Here is a 24,416-nt window from a genome sequence, read left to right as displayed (position 1 = left end):
TTAAAAGAATAAGCCACTCTTATCTTATGATAAGAGTGGGTCAAATAAATTAAGAGTTTGTCTAGCGCGAAGTCTAAAATAATAAAATCTTTCTAGTGTAGTTGCTTTTTCAGATGAAGATATATGATCAGCTAGAATTTTCAACTCACAAATAGCACATCTCATATAGTTTATGACATTTTTTAAAAGCAATAGATCTCTATAGAGATAGGCATCATTTTTATATTTTACTAATCCTTTAGATAATGCAACTTCTATGGAATTTCCTGTATCCTCGAAATTATCAAGTGTAGAAGTATTGAATTCAGATGAACAAATAAAATTTTGAGAAAAGGTATATATTTGATTTTGTAAATCGGTTAATGCTTGAACATAATTGAGTATTTCATCAGTTTGTGCAGTTGTTAGGTTGGGTGAAGAAGCTAATAAATAGTTAGTCATTAGCATTGATGAAATAAGGATAAATACAACTAAAACTTTAGAATTAAATTTCATTTATTATCTCCTATCATAGTAGTTAAAAGTAGGATATGAAAAGAGCCAAGCAATTATACATATATTATTTACTTTGAATGTATAAACATAATGGAAATAATTATTGGAGGAATGAAGAAGATATTGGGGATTAGCTAAGGATTAATAGAATAAAAGTAACTATTGAGAAAAAAATATAGATAGAAAAATAGTTACTCCTAATAGCAATATACTTACTTTAAGAAGTAACTAAGAAATAATCAAATAAAAACATAAGTATATTCTTACTTGATTATAGTTTTAAAAAATAACTTGTGTAAAATCATAATACGAGAACAATTGATATATTAAAGAATTAATAGCTGAAGAATTAATTAGATAAATATACTGATCACGAGGGGTTACTGAATCTGTTAAGTTTTGTAATTGATTTTCATTATATAACAAATATGAAGTTATATTTAATAAGGTTTGTACCTGGATAGCTTCGTTATCTGTTAATTTAGTTGATAAAATGTCATTCAAATCTTTTTTTATCGAATCTAACTGTATAGTAAATGCAGACAGTTCTTTTTTAAATTCATCAGTAGATTTTCCATTAACAGCATTGATATAAATATTTTCACTTAGTCCAAAAAACTGTCTTTGAATATTTGATAAGGATGTGTAAGCTGTTTCTAATTTATCTGCATAGGAGAATGTACTTGCGCCAAATACAGAAATTGCTAAAAGGATAGAACATATCAAAGTAAGTAGAGTAACTTTATATCTTAAGTTTAATTTAAACATAATATGAAACCTCATTAAATTAAAGTAATTTATAGCTAGTATTATCGGGAAAACATATTTGTATTCTTAGAGTTAAATAAAAATAATTTTTGGTGGTGCTAGCATTGATTGCTGGCACTAAGAGGAGGAATTAGAGTGAGTATTCTTTTTGATAAAGTCATTATGCATACCCTAGATATGGGGTATGGTCAGCCTATACTTTCAAAAGAGTGTTTAGCACTAAATGATGAGGTAGAGGCATATATCACAACGTACATAGTAGATTTATTTAATAGTCATAGTGTTTCACATGCTATTTTTGAAGAAACTTCATCTTGGGAAGAAACAATTAGAGCCAATGTACCCGACTTCTATAGTTTTTCTTGTGAATTAGCACGTCAATTCTTTGCTTACATGCAAACGTTAGAAAACATTCCTAATGGTGATTTAATCGTTACAAAGTTTAAACGTGACCAGGTACCGTATCTAGCATTCTTTAAACTGAACTATAAAGAAGCATATACACATGTTATAGATCAAAATGTGGAACGTCCTGTTAATCAAATTATCAAGCATAAGACTATTTTCCCAGAGACTTCAAGTAAGATTCAAGAAGCTGCCATTATTAATTTAGAGACGTGTGAAATTCTTCTTTTAGATGGGCATAAAGAACACTACTTACATAATTTACTTGGGACAACAACGTCACTATCTACTAAGCAAAAAATTAAGTTAGTAGAGCAAGTCATTACAGGAGCAATTGAAGAAAACTTTGATAATAAGTTAGAGGGACTAGCTTTTGCTAAAGCAAATATTGCCAAGAGCATAGATCATACAAGTAGTATTTGTGTTAATGATGTATTAGAGGAAACCTTTGGAGAACATGAGCACATTAAAGAGCAGTGCTTATCTATATTTAAGGAACAAGGCATTGCAGAAGGGGTCATTGAAATACCTAATGCTGAAAAAGTAGGTAAAAAATATACCTCACATAAAATTAAAACTAATACAGGGATTGAAGTTAAATTACCTACAGAGATGCTCAATGATCCAGATAAGTTTGAGATAGTTAATAATCCAGATGGGACAGTTGAAGTAAGGCTTAAGAATATAGGGACATTAATTAATAAGTAGAAGATAATTTGCTGGTATCGACTTTAAGCCAGTACCAACAAATTATTACCACACATCTAACTATTTTTGGATATGTAGATATCGAGAGCCTTTATTAATCTACGTAAGGATTTTATTAGTAGAAAGACTATATAACCGATGGTACCGTAAATTAATAAAACAATAGGTAGCATTATAAGTGAAAATGACATTATAGTTCCTCCTCTCTATAGATTAATTAAATCATATAGTGAGCAATTAATAAATGAAAAATAGAGTAGTGAGCAGGTCAAATCTAAGTTTGTTTGGATGAGGGTAAATGATAATATAAAGCCTCACTACTTAAATGAGTGAGGTCTTAAGGGAAAAGAGTGTAATTATAGTTGACGCTTTTTTGTTATTATAACTCCAATAATAGTTCTTATAACTTGAATAATAGCTCCTATAATCCCCCCTATAACTACGATAAATACGTTTAAGAATCCGCCAAACATATTTGGTGTATCTGCGTTTGATAAATTTACTAGGTAATCTGCAATTAAGCCGATTTGGGAGGCAATAAGAAAAATGTGACCAAAATAATATTTTTTAAAAAAGATTGCTATAGCTGATAATAAAAATATAGGTAAATAAAATTCGCTAATTAATTTTAAGTTTATATAATTTATGTAACTAAAGAAAATGAGTACTAAAATATACGGGATGATATTAAATAGTAATTGCTTTATACGAGAATGCATGATAGTTCCTCCTAGTATATAGATAATTGAATCCTAACATACACATAAAGAGTATTCGACTAAACAAATAATTTTTTGAATGTATAGTGAAAATAAGTTTTATAGGAGAAATTTTATTAATGCAATAGTAGCAATTATCAACCAAGAAAATATGTAAAAGATTTTTTCTCCGATAGCTTTATTCTGCTTATGAAATTGGTAAGCACGTAGTGCATATATAGCAGATATACTAAATCCTCCAATTGAATACCAGAGGTCTCTATCAAGATCTAAGAAGAATGTTAAATAGATATTTGCTATTACAATAAGAATTAAAAAACAGTAGTAAATTAAATTGGAATTATTAATGTTTTTAAACAAAACTCTAACCTCCCTTATATATATATATTTAAACATAAAAGAGAGGACAATTCAAACACAATAAAATAATTTTTTGGAAGATAAATAAATGATATAAAAAAATAAAAAGGCACTAGATAGTAATCTAGCACCTTTAATCTATTAAAACAAAACTCTAAAAGGGAGTATATAGTATGCATGGAATATTATGGATGATAATGTAATGAAATACATTAATTATGTTATAAACGCATCATTTTAATATGGTGGATAGTAAAATAATTCTTTGAGAAGAACATATATTCTTCTCAAAAAAGGCTAGAACCAATAGAAAGAATCAAGGAAATTAGTATAGGAAGAAGAAATGTACCTATTACACATAGGAAGAAAAAGATAATAAACAATGCAACACATCTTTTTGCATGATATGTCGTCATACTGGCATCTTCCTTAATCCTAGCATTAATTGAGTCAAGTAAGCTATATAGAAATTTAAGACCAGATTGAAACATAAGAATGGGGAAAAGTAATATTAAGATAAGAAAAATAGTAGTTCTCATAAAAGCACTCCTTATATGTTTTAAAATAATTATACAGAAGTTAAGAAATACACACAATAAAATAGTTTTTTCATGGTTTATTACTTTTCTTTATATCTTTAAAGAACTTGATTATTACATCAAGTCTAAAAAGATGCAGGAGTATGGCATATAGCAATAGGTTACTAGTAGCTACTAAAAATCCAACTCCTACAAATAAATTATAAATGTATCCAATTAACCCCCATATAAGGTTTAGGGTATAAAAGTAATAGAAGAAAATTTTGCTAAGTCTTTTATCTTTTGGTTTAGTAAATAAGCATGTTAAAAAATGTTTAAATAGATTTATTTTTAGCAGAGCAACCACCCTTTTTATTTTTTTAATATATTCAGGTTCTATTATAAAAGAATATAGTATGTATGACAATAAAATTAGTTTTTGTAGAGAAGGGTGTTAAAAAGGGATAGTGTAAATATCCCTTAAAGTGAAATTATACTCCATTAAAATTTGATATTTATATGCTTAATGAAGATGATTATAGCTAAAACAAAAGAAAATAATATAAGTATAGAGCCAGTAATTACTAAGGTATAAACAACTAAAGTTAGAAATAGATAGGAGTTAATGTGTGGAAGGTTTAAGAATATGGCTAAATGTGTAGCTATATCAGAACCGCTTCCAACTCCTAAACACAGTAAGATAAGACCTGTAATGTAGATGGCAATTATAGTTCCACATAAGTGTTTGAATTTAATATCCATAAGTAGTCCCCCTTTTTTGAATAATTAATGTTTGTATAAATATTAACATAATTGTTTGAGAAGGACAATTTAATAAAATCAGTTTTTAATAAAAAATACCATCCAATGGATGGTACTTAAATAGCCTAAACTTCATTATCTGACGTATTACTACTAGAATTATCAGATTGGATTTGTAATAGAGAACGATTTAATTTTAAGTGTTCTATAATTATATCACTTTTGTTTATAAGTGTTTTTTGATTCTCTATGACAGTAGATAATGCTATAAGTAGTATACCAATAGCTGGTAATAATATATTACCTACTAATGGAGTCAAAGAGATTAAGATAATACCAACGGTGAGTAAAAAACTAGACATAAAATTCCCCCTATTTTATGGACTATGTAGAACTTTAGTATAACACAATGTATAGGAGGAACTAAATAAAAAATGTTTTTGGGAGGTGTAATTTATATTAGATGGATTTGTAGGAGGGTTGCTAGTAGCATGGATTTTAACATGGTTTGATGTGGATATTATGATGCTAGAAGTAATCCAGCCTTTTATGAATATAGAATTAACAACAAGTCATTATTACATATTGATAGCAATGATTGGACTAGTTGGTGGAGCATTTAATAAAAATTGATTTTGAGAGGAGAAAACAATGGGAAATCAAAAAGTAGTAAGAACTAATCACACGGTGGGAATGGTAAGAAATGAAAATAGGGCATACAAGGAGCTAGAGAATTTGTTGGAAGAAGGATATAAGGTTGTAATGTGTAACCCTATAGTCAATGAGTTGGAATATATATTAGAGAAACAAAATCAACCACAAGAGTATGTAGCGAATGTAAATTGTGAAGTAACACGAGGAAAAGTTGATGCTAATAAAATATATGATGAAATTGTCAAACATTTGGAAAAGTAGTTTGAAATTCATGGAATAGCCTATAAGGGAAAAATTAGGCTATTCCATAAGGATGAATCAACAAATGGTGCTAACTACATGAAGTATAAGATCCATTAATTATTATGTATAAAATTAATAAGATGTATTCAAGACATTGAATAAAATTTACTTTTGGCTAGAAGTATGGAGGGTATAACGATGAATACACAACAAAGGATAGCAGCACAAGTCATTGAAAAACAGAAGCGCGCTGAAGAGCTTAAACAAAAAGAGCAACGCAGGATGTTTGATAAAGCATTTGCAGATTACCAACATAGAAAAAAGATGAGATCTCAAGAGTACATAATAGGAGGAAAGTTTAGACATGAATAAAGTGATTTTAATGGGACGCTTAACACGTGATCCAGAAGTGCGCTACTCACTGTCAGCGAATCCAGTTGCCGTAGCAAGATATGGTTTAGCTGTTAGAAAGCCATTTGCTAAACAAGGAGAACCAGATGTTGACTTCTTCAATATTGTAGCATTTGGTAAAGCTGGAGAATTTGCAGAGAAGTTCTTTAGGAAGGGCCAAATGGTATCAGTAGTAGGCAGACTTCAAACGAATAGATGGGATAAAGATGGCATCACACATACATCAGTTGATGTTGTAGTTGAAGAGCAACATTTTGCAGAGAGTAAGAAATCAGTTGAAGAAGGGACGCCAACTTCAAGTAATACTCAAACATTAAGTGAATGCCCAACACCAGATATAGAAGAAGATGATGACTTACCGTTCTAGAATGTGTTTTAAGCAGTTAAAGCATGGTTATGTATTACAATGTATTACATTGTAATACATATGAAGATGAAACGGTATTACAAGTAATACATTGTAATACAAATTATGAAATTTGGAGGGATTAGGATGAAAGTAATAGCAATTGATGCAGGAAAGCATGCAACAAAGGGGTTAGGAGCAAGTGGAGAGAAAACTCTATTTAGAACAAAGAGTACACAACTTACATCCAGCCTAGATATTGAAGCAACTGGGAATAGCAATAAAGTGATTTATGAAGAAGATACATATATTATTGGAGACCAAGGCGAGCAAGTAGATTATAGCCTTGAAAAGAACACATTACTTCACAAGCTAGCTATTTATACAGCAGCACATAGATTAGGATGCAAAGGTGAAATAGCAGCTGTTATTGGATGTCCTACTAATATTTATTTGAGCAAAGAAAATCGCAAAGCATTTCAAGAGAATATTAAAGAGCAACCAAAGAAATTTGTAGTAGATGGAAAGTTTCAAAATATCCAATTTACTAGGGTTTTAATTATGCCAGAATCATCAGGAGTAGTTTATACCAATAAAGAACTTTTTATAGAGAAGAGAGTGGGTGTTATAGATCTGGGTGGAAGGAATATGAACTTTGGCATTTATGACAACCTTATACCTCAACCAAGTTCGATGATGACAACTAATCAAGGGTCTATGCATATAGAAGCAATGATTAAGAGGAAATTTGAAGCAATGTATAAGCGAGGGCTTACTTCAAGAGATATAGAGGATATTATTTCAAATGGTGGCATTAAATATCAAGGGAAGATTGAACTAGAAAGTCAAAAGGCATTAAGTGAAATCTATAGGGGTTATGTGCAAGAAGTTGTTGCAGACTTAAAGAAGGAGTTTCCTTTAGACTTAATGGATATCGTTGTTACTGGTGGGACAAGCCTATTGGTTAAAGATGCACTTAAAGAAATAATTCCACATGTGCAGACAGTAGCTGAAACACAATGGACAAATGTTGCAGGGTTTCTTGAAATAGGGAAGGTGAAGTTTAAGTGAGCAAATCAAGAGATATCGTTCCAGTCGGATTTGATAATGATCCAGAGCTACATGAGTATGTGAAATCTAAATGTAATGGGAATAAATCAGAATTTATCCGTTACTGTATTAGAAAAGAAATGATGGAAGAAAGGAGAGTATTAACAAGTGAAAAAGACTTGGACACCAGGATAGAAAAGATTGTTAAGAAGTATCTTGAAGATTTTCAGCCAATACTTCAAGTGAAACACGAGGATAAAGAAGAGGATAATGATTTAGTTGAGGCTGCAAGCTTCTTTGATGAGGACTAATTGAATAATGACCAGCACACATGAAGTAAATTTTTATAGTTTATTTCATGTGTTTTGGTGCTTATTCAAGCAAACAAATGACAGTTTGACTAATAGGAGGGATTAGGATGAAAGATTATTTACAAGAGACAAAGAAATGTTTAGAGGAATACAAAGCTAATAAGGATATGCTAGAGTCAAATATAAAATCATTAAAGAGATTAAAGGAAAATCGTAAGAACAGAGTTGAGGGAGAAACAGGAGTAACAGGGATTAGATATGATGTGATACCAGCGAAGAACAATAAAGTTACATCTAAGGTAGAAGAGATAGCAATCAAGAATGCACAACTTGAACTAGATCTTGAAGAGAAGATAGAAGCATTAAGTTATTATGTGAATCGCATTGACATGGGACTAGAAGAGATTAAGCCAGAATGGAGAGAGGTATTAGTTTTAAAGTTTCTAGAAGGGTATACATGGGCGAACACAGAAAGGAAAGTTGGACTAAGTGAATCAACATGTAAAAGATATGCAAAAGAAGGGATTAAAGCGTTAGCAGATAAGTTGGCAGGGCAAAAAAGTTACATAGACTTGCCTCTATTTAGAGATATTTATTTAGGGCAGGTAGTAGGGGAATAGAAATAAAAAGAAATGATTTTGCATTCTTTAAAATCTTAAATAACCCCAAAAAAATTTTATGTTCAGAATAGCTGTTACTGTATTGAGATGCGCCATGACATTATCCAAATGAACTGAACAAAACATAATTTAATCGAATATATTCTCTAAAAAAGACCGCTAATTTAGCGGTCTTCTTTTATTCATTTTATTGCTTTATGAATTTATATTATTTTAGTTTTGCATTTCACGAACTCTTATACCAGTATACAGTGGAGAACCATCTGTCGCACATAAATAATAAGAATAACTTCCTGCCCCTGATGTAAGTTCTATTGTTTTACTGCTACCTTTTGAAACAGTTACTTTAGGCCATGTTTGTGCTCCATGAGATGAATTACCTGCTTTGCGTAATGTGAATTCAACAGAGCTATTACCATCAGTATTATCTATAAAAATTCTTATTTTTGGATCGGATACACTAAATGAACCATTAGTATCACCATCTGCATCACGATGTAAAACATCCGATACAATATCTCTAGTTTGTATTTCATTTTTATCATATAATCGATTTCCATCCATTATAATTATTTCACTAGATAGTTTTTCATTCTCTACAAAATTAATTGTTAGAGGTGTGTTTGCAAGTACAGGTATCATTACACTTGATAAAGTTAAACATGTTAATCCTAAAACTAAAACTTTCTTAAATTTTTTCATTTTTAAATCCTCCCTTATTTTCATATATATTTTTATGTAATGAATGATGATTTTTTGAAATTATTTTCATCTGTTATATATGGTTTATATTTTTATCATCTTATTCACTTACACTTACATAACGAAACAAATTATGATTTTAGGACACATTAAAAAAATTTTTAGATTTAAAAAAATTACATAGATTTATCTTTATTTAGAGATATGTATCTAGAGAGATATACTTGAAAATGCCCTAATAGTCTTTTAAACTAAGATTAAAGGGGGAAGATAATATGTTATCAACATTTATAAAACCATTATTAGAAATGATACCAGGTGAATATCTAGGGGGCATATGCATAATTGGAATATTAGTAGGTATATTTTTTAAGCCAATACAAGAAAATATTCTAGATGGTGAAAAGTTATTTTTGTGTGATATAAAAGTAATTATTAATAAAAAAAATGACAAGATAGAGAGAGCGATATTTATATATTATATATTTGCGATAATAGGTATATTTATAGCAGCACTTATACTGGTAGTTATATATGCTGTATTATTAATATATCATATAAAATTTATCGAAAATTTAAATAAAGAAATTATATGGATAGGGATTATTATTATATACATAATACTATCTGAAGTATTGGTAAATATACTATACATATATGTAAAAATGGAAAAGAAAATAAAAAATATGTTTAGAGGTGTAGGAATATTATTTGCAGTAAATTATATTGGTATTTTAATTAATTTACAAATGTTTCAATGGGTTACCGGAATAGGAATAATAGGTTTATTAATATATATGCTATTTTATAATGGTGTAAAAATTAAATACCCTAGTAAAATGAAAATATTTCTTAAAAATAATCAAGTATTAGATGCTAGATATAAAAATGTTAAGATAAATTCACACGTTCTAAAGATTAAAGAAAGAATTGGTAATAATGTTGCAGTAAAGATAAAGGTATATAAAATGTCAGATGTAGAGAGATGGGAGTATTATTATTAGATGTACATATAGCATATCTTTTTTGAAATATAGAATAGTTATTTAATAGAAAATTAAGTGAGGCGAGTCTTAGGACTTAGCCTTTATTTTTGACCAAATACTGATTTTATTAAATTTATCTATTAAATAGATAATATATTCTTTTGTAATCAGATAAAGTTGTAGTATTGTATAAAATATGATAAAATGTGTTAAGACAAATATACAAAAGGAGATAGAAATGCCAAATTGGAGTCAAATTTTAGAAGAGATTCAAAAACAACCTAGCAAACTTGATATAGTTAGACACAAGTATTTAGAGAGATTATCAGAGTATACAGGAAGAAATACTATAGCATATTATTCATGTTTTTTAAATGGGCTAAATGATTTAAATACTTCTATAAATGATCAAGATATGTGTGGATTTATGAATTGTCTAAATGGGATGGATCCTAGTAAAGGGTTAGATTTAATTTTACATACACCTGGTGGTAATATAACGGCTACAGAATCAATAGTAGCATATCTTAGAAGTAAATTTGGGGATGATATACGAGCAATAATTCCACAAATGGCTATGTCAGCAGGGACCATGATTTCACTTGCATGTAAAACAATAGTAATGGGAAAACATTCAAATTTAGGCCCAATAGATCCACAGATCAATGGAATACCAGCATATAATATTATTAATGAATTTCAAGAAGCCAAGGAAGATTTAGACAAAGGTGTAAATGTTAATTATTGGAGTATGCAACTAAATAAATACCCTCCAGCTTTTGTTATACAATGTGATAATGCTATTAAACTGTCATCAGAGTTGGTAACTGGATGGCTTGAGACTGGAATGTTTAAGGATGAATATAAGGTATCAACGATACAAAATATTGTAAATAGCTTAAATGAAAATCAAAATTCTAAAAATCATTCAAGACATTATAATGTTGATTTTTGTAAAAATTTAGGGTTAAAGATTGAAGATTTAGAGGAAGATGCGAATCTCCAAGATTTAGTACTAAGCCTTCATCATGCATATACGCATACGTTTTCTAATACAGGGTGTATAAAAATTATAGAAAGTAATATAGGAATGCCTTATATTATTACACAAAAATAAAACACTCTATGAGAGTGTTTTATTTTTGTGTAAATTCTTGTATTTAATAATTGTCGTTAGTATTAATGGCTGTTTTAGTAGGCACATTTTCATAGGCACTTGGATACTGGAAGTTATTAATGGTAAAGTTTGAGCACTCATTATTATCATATTTGATATTTAATTTGTCATATAATGCTTGGATATCTTGGATGTTCATAGTATACATCTCCTTAATTATAAATTATAAAATGTATGGTATAAGTATTGGTAATAAGTTAAATAAATATACTTATCCAGTTAGAGTGATATATGATTGAGTTAATATTAGTATGATAATACCATATAAAAAATAAATGTGGTGAAAAATTTATAAATAATAAAGTAAATCATTAAAATGTAAATTAATTGTGGATAAATATAAAGGGGTGATAGGTTTGAATAGTATTGGACATACAATAAAAGAACTGCGGTTGCAAAGAGGGTTAACACAAGAGCAACTAGTAAATGAATTAGTTAGTAAATTTCAGTATCCTATTAATGTAGCGACCTTATCTTTGTGTGAAAATGATAAAAGAATGCCCAGTTTGGAATTAGTACGATATATCGCACAATATTTTCAGTGTTCTATGGACGATTTATTAGGCATAAAGAATATTAGAGAAGATAATATAAATGATTTAAAGTATTTAGCTGTGAAGAAATTCATAGAGATTATTGATGAGGTAGATTTAGATAAACTTTTAGAAATAATAGAGTTTTTAATTGAAATTGATAAAAAGGATATTAAAGGTAAATAAAAATATCATTTGGTGAGAGAAATCTCACCTTATTTTTTTGCGAAAAATCGTGACCTGTTTGTGACCTACTTTGACCCGATTATGACCTGTTTTGACCTGATGTTGACCTGCTACTGACCTGTTTTACATGTTAAGATGTTAATGGGTGAACGAAAGAAATCATCCTAAATATTGAGTTCATCCTAATTCCCCCAATATTAAAAAGATAGGGCAACCTATCAAATATCCGTTTCAGAAATACATCTAGTATATTGCTAGGTGTATTTTTGTTTTTAGATTAATTATAGAAAGGTGAAAGGATGGCATTAGCTTTTATAGTATTCATAGGATTGGCTATTATGTTAGGCCTACTTATCTACTATGCAGCAGATCATGTAGGCAATTTTATAAGTAGCATTATTAATTTCTTTAAAGAAGAGGAGAATGAGAGATGAAAGCAAGAAAAGTAGGAGCAAGTATATTAACTTTATTATTAGTTTGTGCAGCAGTAGCAACATTTACATGTTTAGAAAAGGTACCAGCAGGATATGCAGGTGTTGTTTATAGCTTAAATGGTGGCGTGACAGGAGAGGTATTAGGCCAGGGTATGCATTTTATTAGCCCATTTGAACATGTTGCAGAGTATCCAGTATCAACTGAAACAATGTATCTTTCAAAAGATAAGGTAGAAGGTTCAAAAGGTGATGATAGCTTTAATATCTCAACTAAAGATGGCAAACCAGTCAATGTTGATGTTGAATTAAGTTATAGATACGATCAAGACAAAGTAGATGAAGTATATACAAAGTGGAGAGGTAAGTCACCAACTGAAATTGAAGATACATATATTAGAGCACGTATTAAATCGGTAGCAAATGAAGTAACTAGCCAATACGGTGTTATGGATGTATACGGAGAAAAGCGTACAGAACTTAATCAAAAGGTATATGAGCAATTATCTAAAACATTAGTTGAAGATGGAATTGTCATAGAGACATTTAACTTTACAAGAATTGAACCAGATGAAAACACATTATTATCCATCCAACAAAAAGTAGATGCACAACAAAAGCTAGAGCAACAAAAGATTGAAGCTGAACAGGTGAAAATTGAGGCAGAAAAGAAAATTGTAGAAGCAAACGCCCAGGCAGAGGCTGAGCTAATCAAAGCTAAAGCAAATGCAGATTCACAAATTATTAAAGCTGAGGCTGAGAAAAAAGCAAATACATTAGTATCTGAATCATTGGATGAAAAGGTATTAAGGTTAAAAGAACTTCAAAAATGGAATGGATCATTGCCTATGGTACAAAGTGAATCAATACCAATTATTAAAATAGGTGAATAGGCAATGAAATAGTAAGAAAATCCTTGTTCAAAACGGTGTGTAATAACCCAATCAAAAACTGTTTTGTAAAGGAGAATATAACAAATGATGAAACCACCAATACCTCGTATGGGAGGAAAATCAAAATTAAGAAAGACTATTTTAGAAAGAATACCTGAGCATACTTGTTACATAGAGCCATTTTTTGGAGCAGGATGGGTATACTTTGGAAAAGAGCCTAGTAAAGTTGAAGTGATTAATGACGTTGATAAAGAACTTATAAATATGTTTCGTATCATCAAGTACCATGCGCCAGAGATAGAAAGAGTATTAGAGTATGAGTTCTCAGGAAGAGATATGTTTGAGGAATATAAGCGCTGTACTATTGAATATCTTACCGAGATTCAACGGGCAGTACGTTTTCTTTATCTTATCTCACAAAGCTTTGCAAGCAAGGGTGAGACCTTTGGTTATGGAACAACAAGTAAGCCAGCGCCACAGATATTTTATCAAGATGTGCTAGGTAATATAAAAGAAAGACTTAGAAATACATATGTTGAGAATAAAAGCTTTGAGGATATTATCAAAAGATATGATAGACCTCACAGCTTTTTCTTTTGCGATCCACCTTATTTTGAAACTGCAGGTTATGGTAATGAATTTGGAGAGCAAGAACATCTTTTGTTAAGGGATACATTATCTCAGATAAAAGGTAAGTTTATGGTTACAATCAATGACCATCCTCAAGTAAGAGAATGGTACAAAGGTTTTAACATAGAAGAAGTACAAGTATCCTATTCAATAGCCAAAGAACAAAAGGCTAGGAAAGAGTATGGAGAACTAATCATTACAAATTATTAGAAAGGTTGTGAGAGCATAGGAAGAAGAACCGAACCCATAGATAATGAAAGGCAATTATTTAGGTTATTAGATTACTTAGAAGAAAATGACATAATGATTTATGTTCTTTCATCTATTATGCTTTACACAGCCTTTAGAATAGGTGATGTTTTGCAGCTAACGGTGAGGGATGTAAGAGGCGATACACTTGTAATTGAAGAGAGCAAAACAAAGTATCTGAGTAGGTTGCATAAAAACGATTTAAAAGAAGGCAAGAAAAGACCAAGACAACCTAAGCCTCCAAGAGAGATAGATATACATCCGGATTTAAAAAGAATACTTAAAGAGTATACATACGGTAAATCAAATAGTGAATACTTATTTCCAAGTCCTAGAGATAGAAATGTACCTCTATCTTATTCACAAGCCAATAGAAGGTTAAAAACAGCAGGTGCTGCAGTAGGGATTTATGATATGGCTACACATGTTCTTAGAAAGACTAGTATTACGATGGTCTATGAAAAAGATAATGACTTAGCTGAAGCACAGAATTATGCTGGGCACGTATCACCTACTGAAACGGCTAAGTATTTAGGACTTAATAAGGTGCTTAGAAAGCGTTCTATTAAGAAAATGGATAACTTAACTGAAAGGAGAAAGAAAAATCGCATTTAATAGGAAGGAATTTTTTAAATGCATCATTTTCAGTTATGAGATGCAAGTAGTAAATTAGAAAGTATAAAAAGTCAAAGAAATCAAAGGCTAGGCAAGGTTTTATAAAATGCAATAGACCTTAGTTATAACGTGCATTTTAAAATATAAAAAAATAGGGCTTAAAGCCTTGATACATAAAGCACAGGTAGTGATTTAGTGTGAAACATCAAAAAAATGCATCTAAATCTTTTTTTGTGCAACATTTTTCAAAATAAATAGCGTCTCGACTTGAAAACGCTACAAAATTAGGAGGTGAAAAGGTGGCAGATTCGGCAGAGGAAAGAGTGATGCAGAACCTTAAAACCATTGAGGAATGGGCGTTACAGGGAATGCCACAAAAAGAAATGGCAGAATGTCTCGGAATCGGAGAATCTACATTTAGGAAGATAAAGAAGCAAAATGTAGCGCTTATAGCGGTTTTGAAACAGTGCGCTAATACAAGAAAGAAAGTAATAGAAGAGCAGGTTAAATCTGTAGAAGTTTCATTGTTTGAAAGAGCAAAAGGATATAACTACACGAAGCAGACGCCTATCAAGGTAAAGGAAGATTACTACAACAAAGATGGCAAGAAGTGCACGAAGGAAACAGTAGTAATGGCAGAAGAGATTGTGCATGTACCAGCGGACATAGGAGCAGCTAAGTTCTTCCTACAGAACAGGGCAAAAAAAGCATGGCAAGACAATCCTCATAAGGTTGAGAATGACAGAGAAACACTCAAACTAAGGAAGAAAGAAGCAGAGGCAAAGGAGTTTTAACATGGCACAAGAGTTTGCAGAACGTATTTATACGTCAAAAGAATGGAGAGAGTTACGTCATAACTTGATAGTAGAACGTACGCCAAAGTGTGAACGATGTAGCAAGGTATGCCTAGATACATCCAAGTTAGTAGGACACCACAAGATAGAATTAACGGAGCAGAATGTTCATGATCTAGACGTTGTATTTAATCCTATCAATATAGAGATTATCTGTAGTGATTGCCATAACAAAGAGCATAGAAGATTTGAGGGCAAATCAGCAAGAAAGATTTATATTATCTATGGTCCACCTTTAAGTGGAAAACGTGCTTTAGTCAATCAACTTTCTACGTACGGTGATTTAATACTTGATTTAGATAGTATCTATCAATGCATTAGTGGCCAGGAGATGTATCACAATCCTAATAACCTAAGATTCAATGTATTTAGTATAAGAGATAAGATCTTAGACATGATTAAGACAAGATACGGTAATTGGTACGATGCTTATATTATGGGAGGCTATCCGAGTAAAGCAGAAAGAGAACGTCTGCAGAAAGAATTAAATGCAGAGCTTATTTATTGTGATGCTAGCAGACAAGAATGTTATGAAAGATTAGTTGTTAGTGGCAGAGGCGGTCAATGGTGCAAGTACATTGACAAATGGTTTGATGAATACACAGAATAATATCCCCCCTAGGGTACTTCAGAGGATCATACACCCGGGAACCGGGTGGCTACATGATTTACACACACACTAAAAATTTGACTTTTTCTTAGAAAGTTTGAAAGACGTTTGAAAAAGGAGTGATTCACATGGAAGTCAAACAAGAATACGAAAGAATCAAAGCATTATTTACTGGAATAGATGAAAAGCAACTTGAATTAATAGATGGGACCATTTGGGAAGCTGCTAGATTAAGAGTTGAGTTGGATGATCTATACGAGATTGTTAAAAAGAGTGGCCTGGTAGCTGTTAGCACGAAGAACCCGTCTATGCAAAAAGAACTTCCGGTATCAAAAATGATTATAAAAGTAAGAGCCAACTATCTAAACTACATTGCAAAGCTATCTAACATATTAGGTAAGAACATTGAAGATGATGATAATGACTTATCAGACTATGAGGATTAAAGATGTGGATAGAAGCATATTACAAGGAATGTAAATCAGGAAATTGTATTATAGGCAAGGAGTTAATGAGCCAGTTAGAAATGCTTATGGAGGACTTGAACAATCCATTTGTCCAAAAAGATTACAAGGCTTCAGATAAGCGGATACAATTCATAGAAAAAGAATGTAAGCATTATGAAGCGCCCCATGCTGGAAAGCCATTTAAGCTTATGTTATGGCAAAAGGCTTTTATAGAAACTATATTTGCGATTAAGATATTCGATGAAGAATTAGGGAAGTATGTTAGGAAATATCAAGACATACTTTTTTTAGTTGGAAGAAAAAATGGTAAGACACCACTTATAGGAGCAATATGCTTGTCTGAATGGTTTTGTGGTGAAGAAGGTAAAAAGGTGCTTTGTGCAAGTAATGACTATGAGCAAGCAGATCTAATGTTCCAGGCTATCAACTCTATGCGTGAAGAAAGTAGAAGTCTTGCGAAGTGTACAAGAAAAAATATAAAAGGGATTTATTTTGGCAATCCAAAACAAAAGACCAAAAAAGGAAAGTTTAGCTATCAAAATAAAGGTAATATCAGAAAGCTATCAGCTAAAACAGGCGCTAAAGAAGGTAGGAATATAGGGATTGGTGCAGTAGATGAAGTATTTGAAATGGTCGATGATAGAACAGTCATGCCTATTCGTCAGGCACTTTCTACACAGGATGAACCCCTATATTTTGAATTAACAACAGAAGGGTTTACTTATGATGGCTATCTAGATAAAAGGCTTATAGATGCTAGAAAAGTATTAAAAGGTGAACTGGATAGGCCACGTTGGCTTATTTGGCTTTACACACAAGATAGTGAAGAGGAAGTTTGGCAAGATGAAAAGTCATGGTCAAAGAGTAATCCGGGCATAGGGACTATTAAGAAATGGTCATTCATGAGGCAAATGATTGATGAAGCCAAAACGGATAATAGTACAAGAGCCTTTGTATTAGCTAAAGACTTTAATCTTAAACAAAATGCCTCAAGTGCATGGCTATCTGAAGCTGAATATACCAATACAGAATTTTTTGATCCTGAGAAGTATAGAGGACAGATGTATATCGGTTCACTAGATTATGCAGAGACGACAGACTTATGTAATGCCAAAGCTTTATTTATAGATCCATTAACCATGAAGGTGGAAACCCTTACAATGTATTTCATTTGTGAAGAAAAAGCAGATGCAATATTAGAAGATAACGACCTAAATCCTGAAAAGAAAAACTATAGAAATTGGGCAGCAAAAGGGTTAGTAACCGTTTGCCCTGGTAGCGAAGTAGATGCTATCTATATTGTTCAATGGTTTTATAGCCTCTATAAAGACTATGGTATGCTGCCATTTAAAGTAGGATATGACAACTGGCACGCTACAGACTTTAAAAAGCTTATGGCCAGTCATTTTGGAGAAGGCATATTAGAACGTATCAATATGGACTTCTTACAATTATCAGGACCTATGCGTATTGTAGAAGCAGATCTAAAAGCGAAACGTCTTGTCTATAACAACCATGAGATTGACAGATGGTGTTTAAAGAATACTTCCTATAAGACCAATAACTTAGGATTAATTATGCCTGTTAAGGTACAAGGGCAAAGTAAGAACAGGATTGATGGTAGCCTTGGGTTTATCATAGCCTATGCAACATTGAGTAAGTTTAAAAGTGACTATTTAGACAGAATTAGGAGGTGATAAGTGGGTGCTAGGTGAAAATTATTTTAATAAGCTATTAAAACAGTATAAGCAGCAAAAGGTACATAAAGAATTAGTTTCAATTATGAACGATGGGCAAGCAGTATTCAGTGAGTTCGGAAAAGATGTTTATCTATCAGACTTTGTTAATAACTGTATTGACCGTATAGCGACAGAAGTCAGTAAGATTAATGTTATATCAGTTGTTCAACAAATAGACAGTGTAGCGCCACAAAATGACGATATTACAAAGTTATTTAGATTCCAACCTAACCCGTTGCAGACAACAAAGGACTTCTTAGCGTGTTGTGAATGGTTAAGAAGAAAAGATTATAACTGTTTCATCTATCCTCAATATACGCTTGTAAGAGGCGCTAATGGAAAGACGTTTAAGAAGTATACAGCATTCTATCCATTAAACCCAACTCAAATAGAAATAGGGGTTAATGGTGATACAGGTGAAACATGGGAAATAAAATTCTACTGGAAAGATGGTACCTGGGACATCATACCCTATGCAGACATTATCCATTTAAAGTGGCGAAGAGGTAAAAATACTATAATAGGCGGTGGGGATGATTCCGGATCACCGGACACGAGAGACTTATTAAAGTCAGTTAAGGTGTTAGATCAAGTTATACAAGGATTGCCTAAGTCTATAGAAGCAAGTTTAAAGGTTACAGGCGTATACAGTGCTAAATCACTTATTGATGCTGATAAACTAGCGGCTGAGCGAGATAGTTTTGAAAAACATATTTTTAGTAGCAATGCTGGTATTGTAGCCACTGATTTATCGGGAGAGTTTACGCCAGTGAATATTAAGCCAGCTACAGTTAATGAAAATATATTCAAGTTCTTAAAAGCTATCTTACGTGAACGCTATGGTATTAGTGAATGCATTGTTAGTGGAGACTATAACGGGGAACAGCATAGTGCTTTCTATCAATCGTGTATAGAAGATTTCATCATAGAGCTTGAGCAAGCAATGAGTAGCACATTATTTTCACAGAGAGAGCAAGACGTAGGGCATAGAGTAAAAGGCTATTACAACAGAGTGTCCTATCTGAGTACAGAGAACAAAATTAAGATAGCTGAACTTGCTACGAATACAGGCTTAATATCATTAAATGATGTATGCGACATGTTCGGATTACCACCTTCAGAAGCTGGAAATAGAAGAATACAATCTCTAAATTATTCAAATGTAGAGTTAGTAGATAAATATCAATTAGGAAAGGTAGGTATAGAAAAGGATGAATAAAAAGCTACAAGGCGAACAACGCTTTATAGAGTTCAGAGCAGTTGACAATGATGATGGCAAAATGATTATTGAAGGTTATGCCATTGTCTACGATCAACCAGCAACACATCAATACGGTACCAGAAAATTTACTGAAGTTATCAAAAGAGGTGCACTTGATTATACAGATATGAAAGATGTACCATTAAGATACAATCATAATGACACCTGGTGCATTATGGCTAGAACTAGAAATAATAGCCTACAGCTTATTAAGGATGCAAAAGGTCTTTTGATAAGAGCTGAACTAATAGATACTCAAAGCAACCAAGACATATACAAGTCAATTCAGGAAGGATTGATTGATGGTATGTCTTTTTGTTTTTCAGTAGCAGATAAAGGTGATACGTGGACTTATGGAGATGATGAAACCTATCGTGAAGTAACAAACATTAAAAAGTTGTATGACGTAAGCGTTGTGGATACACCGTTTTATGATTCTACAAATGTTTTTGCAAGAAGCTTTGAGTTGTTGGATAACAACTTACAAGCAAAACAGGATAGTTTTGAATTGCAAAAGCGTAAGTTACAAATGCAGTACCAATATAACAACTAAAAAAATTAAAGAAGGATGGTAAAACCATATGACATTAGCAGAAAGATTAGCAAAAGCAGTAGAAGTAAGAAAAAGTTTAGTAGCAAAGATTACAAATGCAGAAACAAAAGAAGAACTTGATAAAATTGAATTAGACCTTAGAAAAGCAGATATTGAAATCAAAGAATTAGAAATTGAAGTAGCAGCAGAGCAAAGATCATTAGATGATGGCCAGTCAGAAAGAACACATATTGTTAATGGATTTGTTGCTGAACCAATTACAGGGTCAGAACAAAGAAGCTTTACACCAGGAGCAGGGTTCACACCTTTAGGAACAGCAGACTTCACACAACGTTCAACAGAAACAACAGATGATATATTCGATACAGTAGAATATCGTAATGCATTTAAGGATTATGTAACAAAAGGGACACCTATTCCAGATAAATTTGCACCTACTCAAGAAATGCGTTCGGATCAACTCACAGTAACAGATAACATCGGGGCAGTTATTCCAACAACCATTATGAATCGTGTTATCACTGAAGCTACAAAAGAAGGTAAAATCCTACAAAGAGTAACACAAACATCATTCCAAGGCGGCGTTTCAATTCCTAAATCAGACTTAAAACCAGTTGCCACATGGGTAAGTGAAACAGTATCTTCAGATGAACAAAAAGCAGATGCAAACGCAACTATTTCATTTGGATACCACTTATTAGAAGCAAAAATTGCATTATCACTTGTAAGTTCAGTTGTAAGCTTGCCAGTATTTGAATCAACAATCATCAAATGCCTTAAAGCTGCTATGATTAGAGCCATTGAAGCGGCAATTATTTCAGGTGATGGTACAGGCAAACCAAAAGGGATTACTACAATTACAGCACCAGCAGAACGTACAGTAGAAATGACATTAGATGAAATTGGAACAGTTAAAAAATGGGCTGAACCTGAGAGTGCTATTCCTGAAGCGTACGAAGATAAAGGTATTTATCTTATGAATAAGAAAACATGGGAAAAATACTTAAATGCAATGACAGATACAACAGGACAAAAAATTGGTCTTGGTAGAATCAATGAACGTGGTGAAAAACGTTTAAATGGTCGATTAGTTGAAACAGTTGAATATATGAAGTCATTTGATGCAGCAGTTGCGGGCGATGTATTCGTCGTATTAGTGGACCTAGAAGAATATTGCTTAAACTCAAACTTAGCAATGTCTTACAAGAAGTATTTTGATGAAAAAGCAAACAAGTATGTACATAAATCACTTATGATCGTTGATGGTAAAATGGCAGATGATAATGGCCTAGTTATTATCAAAAAAAAATAGATAACACTGTAATACCAACAATTCAAGCTACATTCACTAGGAATGCCCCGGAGGATGTAGCTTTTACAGTGGATCAGAAGGATGGGGCGAAACTTAAGACTATCAATGTAAATGGTAAAAAAATTAATAAGACAGGAAACTATGTAACGTCAGAAGAAAGCGTTAAGTTTGAAAGCACTTATTTAGAGACATTAGAAAGTGGCCACAACATGATCGAGTTTGTTATGGACGATGGAAGCAAGAGTAATGTTGAAATAACCATTAAAGAATAGTTTTGAAGAGGTAGATATATGGAAGATGCAAAGCAAGCAATAGATCCAGAAATAGAAGTAAATAACTATTTGAAAGAATACTTAAAAGTAGAAGATAATGAAGATGATCGTATTATCACGCTACAAATGAAAGCGGCATTCGCTTATTTAAAAAACGCTGGTATAAAAGTAGAAGTAGTTAAAAAGGATGTAGACAACTATGAATTATACAAATTGGCGGTATTTATGATAGTTGGTAGCTGGTACGAGAATAGAAGCACAGTAATAACTGGTACTGTTTCAAAAGAACTAGAACATAGCTTAACAAGTATTATTATTCAACTTAAGAATGTCAGCGTAGAGGTAGTATAATGCAATTTGGGAAACTAAACAAACGGATTACAATCCAAAGAGCCGACAAGAAAGAAGATATTAATGGTATTACTAAGGCCGGATGGTATGATTTAAAAACAATATGGTGTTCTATGAATGGCTTATCAGGCAAGGAATATTGGACAGCCAAAAGCTATAATGCTGAAAATACAGTAGTATTTATTATTCGGTATGGATCATGCAAGGACCTAACAGTAAAAGACAGAATCATATACAAGGGTAGGGCTTTTAATATCGTACACGTTGACAATGTGCTTTATAAGAATGAAACACTAAAGATTAAAGCTACTGAGGTGATTTAATGGAATTAGATGGTTTAGACAAACAATTTGAAAGGCTACTAAAGGAATTTCCAGAAGCCAGAAAAAAGCTTATTGTTAGAAATGGAGATAGACTCTATAGAAAAGTAATCGCAAATATTGAAGCAGCAGTAGATGAAAAAAGTGGCGATCTTAAAAAAGGCGTTGTAAAGGTACAGGGTTCTGGTGGTGGTTATGTAGCTGTTAGATGTAACCACTTAAGAGCGCCCCATATGCATCTTATAGAAAATGGACATAAGATTGTACGAAATGGGAAAGTAGTAGGCTGGGTAAGTGGAAAGCATATGTATAGAAATGCAATCAATGAACTGGCCGATGAACTAGAAAGAAGTGGTGAAGAAATGATAAATAATTTGGTAGGTGAGATATTTGGTTAATGTACTAGATGTTATTTATGCAATCATTAAGAAGATTAGGGAACAAGTACCACAATCTGAACATTATTTTAATCTACCTGAAGATTATAGTCCGCCATGTTTTTTGTATAGAATGGTATTCAATAGCGACACCAGGAAAACAAAGTATACAAAAGATGTAAAACTAGATTTGCAGATTATTTATTTTGGTGATAAAGATCTCTATGGAATAAGTGATTATGAAGAAAAATTAAAAGTAATGGAGCAGCTTAGAGGATTTCTGAGTTGCTTTTTTATTCAAGTTGGAGATAGGTATCTAAACTTTGAGTATTCATTTGGAGAAGCAGATGGCCAGTTGACTACAAATATGTTATTTAAGTTTAAAGATGGCTTAATAGACATTAAGTATGACGAAGAACAGGCTAGAGAAATGATGCAGAAAATTTATATAAACAAGGAGGAAATCGTATAATGGGTTTACCAAATATACTGATTCAGTTTAAATCAAAAGCAAGTACAGCTATTAAACGTGGTGATCGTGGGATTGTAGCAATTATTGTTATAGATAGTGAGGTAGGCGTAACGAAGCTAGAAGATGCTACACAGATTCCAAAAGCACTTACAGAAGATAACAAGGCATATATCGAAAGAACATTCTTAGGAGGCATTAAGCCTGTAAAGGGAGTGGTGCTAATTGTAACAGATACTATTGAAAATGGATTGAATACATTAGAGCCTCTTAAGTTTGATTATGTGGTAGGTCCGCATGATATTACAGCTGAGAATGCAACAAAGGTTGCTACTTTTATTAAAGGATTAAGAGATAATAAAGGTATTAAAGTAAAAGCTATTTTGCCAAATACAAAAGCAGATCACGAGGGTATCATCAACTTTACAACAGATGGTATTGAAGTAGGAAAGAGTACGTTTACAACAGCACAATATTGTTCACGTATTGCGGGACTATTAGCTGGTACGCCATTAAAACAAAGTGCTACCTATTATCATCTATCAGAAGTTGACGATGTGCCAAAGTTTACAAAAACAGAATTAGATGAAAAAATTAATGCGGGAGAATTTATTATTTTCCATGATGGCGAAAAAGTAAAAGTAGGTAGAGCAGTAAACAGCTTGACAACTGTAGGTGCAACTAAGAGTGAGGATTATCAGTCTATTAAGATTGTAGATATTATGGACCTTATTTATTCAGATGTTCACAGAACATGCCAAGATAGTTACATTGGTAAATATCCTAACAACTATGGTAACAAGTGTAATTTAATTGTATCTATTCAAGCTTACTTAGAATCGCTTAGAAATGATGAATTGCTAGATGAAAATATTAAAACGGGCATTGATATGGAAGCACAGATTAATTACTTAAAAGGTAAAGGTGAGCCTGTAGATGATATGTCAGAAAAAGAAATCAAAGAAGCGAATACACAAAAATTAGTATTCATTGAATCGTCATTTAAAATCTTAGATGCGATTGAAGATATTAATATTAATTTCAATATTTAATGAGGTG

35 protein-coding genes are annotated in these 24,416 nt (G+C 32.0%); 28 read left to right on the top strand and 7 right to left on the bottom strand.

The window, feature by feature from the left end:
• Positions 1-24: 24 nt before the first annotated feature.
• On the bottom strand, positions 25-495 hold the full coding sequence (locus BN2390_RS15730) for a hypothetical protein (protein WP_053985263.1): 471 nt from the start codon (positions 493-495) through the stop codon (positions 25-27).
• Positions 496-774: 279 nt separating this feature from the next.
• Entirely contained in the window at positions 775-1,263 is a 489-nt protein-coding gene (locus tag BN2390_RS15725; RefSeq protein ID WP_053985262.1) for a hypothetical protein, read from the bottom strand.
• Positions 1,264-1,398: 135 nt separating this feature from the next.
• Between BN2390_RS15725 and BN2390_RS15720 the strand changes: the two genes are divergently transcribed.
• A complete protein-coding gene (locus tag BN2390_RS15720; protein ID WP_053985261.1) occupies positions 1,399-2,376 on the top strand; it encodes a nucleoid-associated protein in 978 nt (325 codons plus the stop codon).
• Between the two features lie 356 nt (positions 2,377-2,732).
• Here BN2390_RS15720 and BN2390_RS15715 read toward each other — a convergent pair whose 3' ends face one another.
• The 3 genes from BN2390_RS15715 to BN2390_RS15695 all read right to left on the bottom strand — a co-directional run bounded on the left by BN2390_RS15715 (position 2,733) and on the right by BN2390_RS15695 (position 5,097).
• The gene (locus tag BN2390_RS15715) at positions 2,733-3,095 is read right to left on the bottom strand and encodes a hypothetical protein (protein WP_053985260.1); all 363 of its coding nucleotides are present in this window, start codon (positions 3,093-3,095) and stop codon (positions 2,733-2,735) included.
• A gap of 1,379 nt (positions 3,096-4,474) precedes the next feature.
• Positions 4,475-4,735: a hypothetical protein gene (locus BN2390_RS15700; RefSeq protein ID WP_053985257.1), complete on the bottom strand. Its 261-nt coding sequence runs from the start codon at positions 4,733-4,735 to the stop codon at positions 4,475-4,477.
• A 125-nt stretch (positions 4,736-4,860) separates the two neighbouring features.
• Entirely contained in the window at positions 4,861-5,097 is a 237-nt protein-coding gene (locus tag BN2390_RS15695) for a hypothetical protein (RefSeq protein WP_053985256.1), read from the bottom strand.
• Between the two features lie 118 nt (positions 5,098-5,215).
• Between BN2390_RS15695 and BN2390_RS21775 the strand changes: the two genes are divergently transcribed.
• The 7 genes from BN2390_RS21775 to BN2390_RS15670 all read left to right on the top strand — a co-directional run bounded on the left by BN2390_RS21775 (position 5,216) and on the right by BN2390_RS15670 (position 8,370).
• Positions 5,216-5,368 carry a hypothetical protein gene (locus BN2390_RS21775; RefSeq protein WP_154668841.1) on the top strand — a complete coding sequence of 51 codons (153 nt, stop codon included), beginning with the start codon at positions 5,216-5,218 and terminating at the stop codon, positions 5,366-5,368.
• Between the two features lie 18 nt (positions 5,369-5,386).
• Positions 5,387-5,650 carry a hypothetical protein gene (locus BN2390_RS15690; RefSeq protein WP_053985255.1) on the top strand — a complete coding sequence of 88 codons (264 nt, stop codon included), beginning with the start codon at positions 5,387-5,389 and terminating at the stop codon, positions 5,648-5,650.
• A 180-nt stretch (positions 5,651-5,830) separates the two neighbouring features.
• Positions 5,831-6,004, top strand: coding sequence for a hypothetical protein (locus tag BN2390_RS21770; protein ID WP_154668802.1), 174 nt, complete (start codon positions 5,831-5,833; stop codon positions 6,002-6,004).
• A complete protein-coding gene (locus BN2390_RS15685; protein WP_053985254.1) occupies positions 5,997-6,410 on the top strand; it encodes a single-stranded DNA-binding protein in 414 nt (137 codons plus the stop codon). Before BN2390_RS21770 ends, BN2390_RS15685 begins: the two co-directional genes overlap by 8 nt.
• 126 nt (positions 6,411-6,536) lie before the next feature.
• Positions 6,537-7,460, top strand: coding sequence for a ParM/StbA family protein (locus BN2390_RS15680; protein ID WP_053985253.1), 924 nt, complete (start codon positions 6,537-6,539; stop codon positions 7,458-7,460).
• Positions 7,457-7,750 (top strand): hypothetical protein, encoded by a 294-nt coding sequence (locus BN2390_RS15675; protein ID WP_053985252.1) that lies wholly within the window; start codon positions 7,457-7,459, stop codon positions 7,748-7,750. The genes BN2390_RS15680 and BN2390_RS15675 overlap by 4 nt, the downstream gene beginning before the upstream one ends.
• A gap of 107 nt (positions 7,751-7,857) precedes the next feature.
• Positions 7,858-8,370 carry an RNA polymerase sigma factor gene (locus tag BN2390_RS15670; protein WP_053985251.1) on the top strand — a complete coding sequence of 171 codons (513 nt, stop codon included), beginning with the start codon at positions 7,858-7,860 and terminating at the stop codon, positions 8,368-8,370.
• Positions 8,371-8,583: 213 nt separating this feature from the next.
• Here the strand turns inward: BN2390_RS15670 and BN2390_RS15665 are convergent, their stop codons facing one another.
• Positions 8,584-9,072 carry a hypothetical protein gene (locus BN2390_RS15665; protein ID WP_053985250.1) on the bottom strand — a complete coding sequence of 163 codons (489 nt, stop codon included), beginning with the start codon at positions 9,070-9,072 and terminating at the stop codon, positions 8,584-8,586.
• A gap of 275 nt (positions 9,073-9,347) precedes the next feature.
• Between BN2390_RS15665 and BN2390_RS15660 the strand changes: the two genes are divergently transcribed.
• Both BN2390_RS15660 and BN2390_RS15655 read left to right on the top strand, forming a co-directional pair.
• Positions 9,348-10,076 carry a hypothetical protein gene (locus tag BN2390_RS15660; protein ID WP_053985249.1) on the top strand — a complete coding sequence of 243 codons (729 nt, stop codon included), beginning with the start codon at positions 9,348-9,350 and terminating at the stop codon, positions 10,074-10,076.
• A gap of 220 nt (positions 10,077-10,296) precedes the next feature.
• Positions 10,297-11,175 carry an SDH family Clp fold serine proteinase gene (locus tag BN2390_RS15655; RefSeq protein ID WP_053985248.1) on the top strand — a complete coding sequence of 293 codons (879 nt, stop codon included), beginning with the start codon at positions 10,297-10,299 and terminating at the stop codon, positions 11,173-11,175.
• A gap of 43 nt (positions 11,176-11,218) precedes the next feature.
• Here the strand turns inward: BN2390_RS15655 and BN2390_RS21765 are convergent, their stop codons facing one another.
• Positions 11,219-11,374: a hypothetical protein gene (locus tag BN2390_RS21765; protein WP_154668840.1), complete on the bottom strand. Its 156-nt coding sequence runs from the start codon at positions 11,372-11,374 to the stop codon at positions 11,219-11,221.
• 217 nt (positions 11,375-11,591) lie between these two features.
• Between BN2390_RS21765 and BN2390_RS15650 the strand changes: the two genes are divergently transcribed.
• From BN2390_RS15650 to BN2390_RS15570, 18 genes are all read left to right on the top strand, one after another.
• Complete coding sequence (locus BN2390_RS15650; protein ID WP_053985247.1) at positions 11,592-11,954, top strand: helix-turn-helix domain-containing protein; 363 nt, start codon at positions 11,592-11,594, stop codon at positions 11,952-11,954.
• A gap of 299 nt (positions 11,955-12,253) precedes the next feature.
• Positions 12,254-12,388, top strand: coding sequence for a hypothetical protein (locus BN2390_RS22300; protein ID WP_278308274.1), 135 nt, complete (start codon positions 12,254-12,256; stop codon positions 12,386-12,388).
• The gene (locus BN2390_RS15645; RefSeq protein ID WP_053985246.1) at positions 12,385-13,278 is read left to right on the top strand and encodes a prohibitin family protein; all 894 of its coding nucleotides are present in this window, start codon (positions 12,385-12,387) and stop codon (positions 13,276-13,278) included. Before BN2390_RS22300 ends, BN2390_RS15645 begins: the two co-directional genes overlap by 4 nt.
• 84 nt (positions 13,279-13,362) lie before the next feature.
• The gene (locus tag BN2390_RS15640; RefSeq protein WP_053985245.1) at positions 13,363-14,118 is read left to right on the top strand and encodes a DNA adenine methylase; all 756 of its coding nucleotides are present in this window, start codon (positions 13,363-13,365) and stop codon (positions 14,116-14,118) included.
• Positions 14,119-14,133: 15 nt separating this feature from the next.
• Positions 14,134-14,772 (top strand): tyrosine-type recombinase/integrase, encoded by a 639-nt coding sequence (locus BN2390_RS15635; protein ID WP_082238819.1) that lies wholly within the window; start codon positions 14,134-14,136, stop codon positions 14,770-14,772.
• 299 nt (positions 14,773-15,071) lie between these two features.
• Positions 15,072-15,566, top strand: coding sequence for a hypothetical protein (locus tag BN2390_RS15630; RefSeq protein WP_053985243.1), 495 nt, complete (start codon positions 15,072-15,074; stop codon positions 15,564-15,566).
• A gap of 1 nt (position 15,567) precedes the next feature.
• Positions 15,568-16,236 (top strand): HNH endonuclease signature motif containing protein, encoded by a 669-nt coding sequence (locus BN2390_RS15625; RefSeq protein WP_053985242.1) that lies wholly within the window; start codon positions 15,568-15,570, stop codon positions 16,234-16,236.
• A gap of 128 nt (positions 16,237-16,364) precedes the next feature.
• The gene (locus tag BN2390_RS15620; protein ID WP_053983817.1) at positions 16,365-16,682 is read left to right on the top strand and encodes a hypothetical protein; all 318 of its coding nucleotides are present in this window, start codon (positions 16,365-16,367) and stop codon (positions 16,680-16,682) included.
• A gap of 2 nt (positions 16,683-16,684) precedes the next feature.
• A complete protein-coding gene (locus tag BN2390_RS15615; RefSeq protein WP_053985241.1) occupies positions 16,685-18,400 on the top strand; it encodes a terminase large subunit in 1,716 nt (571 codons plus the stop codon).
• 7 nt (positions 18,401-18,407) lie between these two features.
• Positions 18,408-19,661 carry a phage portal protein gene (locus BN2390_RS15610; protein ID WP_053985240.1) on the top strand — a complete coding sequence of 418 codons (1,254 nt, stop codon included), beginning with the start codon at positions 18,408-18,410 and terminating at the stop codon, positions 19,659-19,661.
• Positions 19,654-20,256, top strand: coding sequence for an HK97 family phage prohead protease (locus BN2390_RS15605; protein WP_053985239.1), 603 nt, complete (start codon positions 19,654-19,656; stop codon positions 20,254-20,256). Before BN2390_RS15610 ends, BN2390_RS15605 begins: the two co-directional genes overlap by 8 nt.
• Positions 20,257-20,284: 28 nt before the next feature.
• Positions 20,285-21,568, top strand: a complete 1,284-nt coding sequence (locus tag BN2390_RS15600) for a phage major capsid protein (RefSeq protein WP_053985238.1) — start codon at positions 20,285-20,287, stop codon at positions 21,566-21,568.
• Positions 21,565-21,840: a X2-like carbohydrate binding domain-containing protein gene (locus BN2390_RS15595; protein WP_082238818.1), complete on the top strand. Its 276-nt coding sequence runs from the start codon at positions 21,565-21,567 to the stop codon at positions 21,838-21,840. Before BN2390_RS15600 ends, BN2390_RS15595 begins: the two co-directional genes overlap by 4 nt.
• A gap of 18 nt (positions 21,841-21,858) precedes the next feature.
• Positions 21,859-22,191 carry a head-tail connector protein gene (locus BN2390_RS15590; RefSeq protein WP_053985236.1) on the top strand — a complete coding sequence of 111 codons (333 nt, stop codon included), beginning with the start codon at positions 21,859-21,861 and terminating at the stop codon, positions 22,189-22,191.
• Positions 22,191-22,514: a phage head closure protein gene (locus BN2390_RS15585; RefSeq protein ID WP_053985235.1), complete on the top strand. Its 324-nt coding sequence runs from the start codon at positions 22,191-22,193 to the stop codon at positions 22,512-22,514. Before BN2390_RS15590 ends, BN2390_RS15585 begins: the two co-directional genes overlap by 1 nt.
• Positions 22,514-22,909 carry a hypothetical protein gene (locus tag BN2390_RS15580; RefSeq protein ID WP_053985234.1) on the top strand — a complete coding sequence of 132 codons (396 nt, stop codon included), beginning with the start codon at positions 22,514-22,516 and terminating at the stop codon, positions 22,907-22,909. The genes BN2390_RS15585 and BN2390_RS15580 overlap by 1 nt, the downstream gene beginning before the upstream one ends.
• Complete coding sequence (locus BN2390_RS15575; protein ID WP_198524928.1) at positions 22,893-23,360, top strand: phage tail terminator family protein; 468 nt, start codon at positions 22,893-22,895, stop codon at positions 23,358-23,360. The genes BN2390_RS15580 and BN2390_RS15575 overlap by 17 nt, the downstream gene beginning before the upstream one ends.
• A complete protein-coding gene (locus BN2390_RS15570; protein WP_053985232.1) occupies positions 23,360-24,409 on the top strand; it encodes a phage tail sheath subtilisin-like domain-containing protein in 1,050 nt (349 codons plus the stop codon). Before BN2390_RS15575 ends, BN2390_RS15570 begins: the two co-directional genes overlap by 1 nt.
• The last annotated feature ends 7 nt before the right edge of the window (positions 24,410-24,416 follow it).

The sequence above is a fragment of the Niameybacter massiliensis genome, from assembly GCF_001282685.1.
Lineage (GTDB): Bacteria > Bacillota > Clostridia > Lachnospirales > Cellulosilyticaceae > Holtiella > Holtiella tumoricola.
This window is presented reverse-complemented; position numbering and strand designations above follow the sequence as displayed.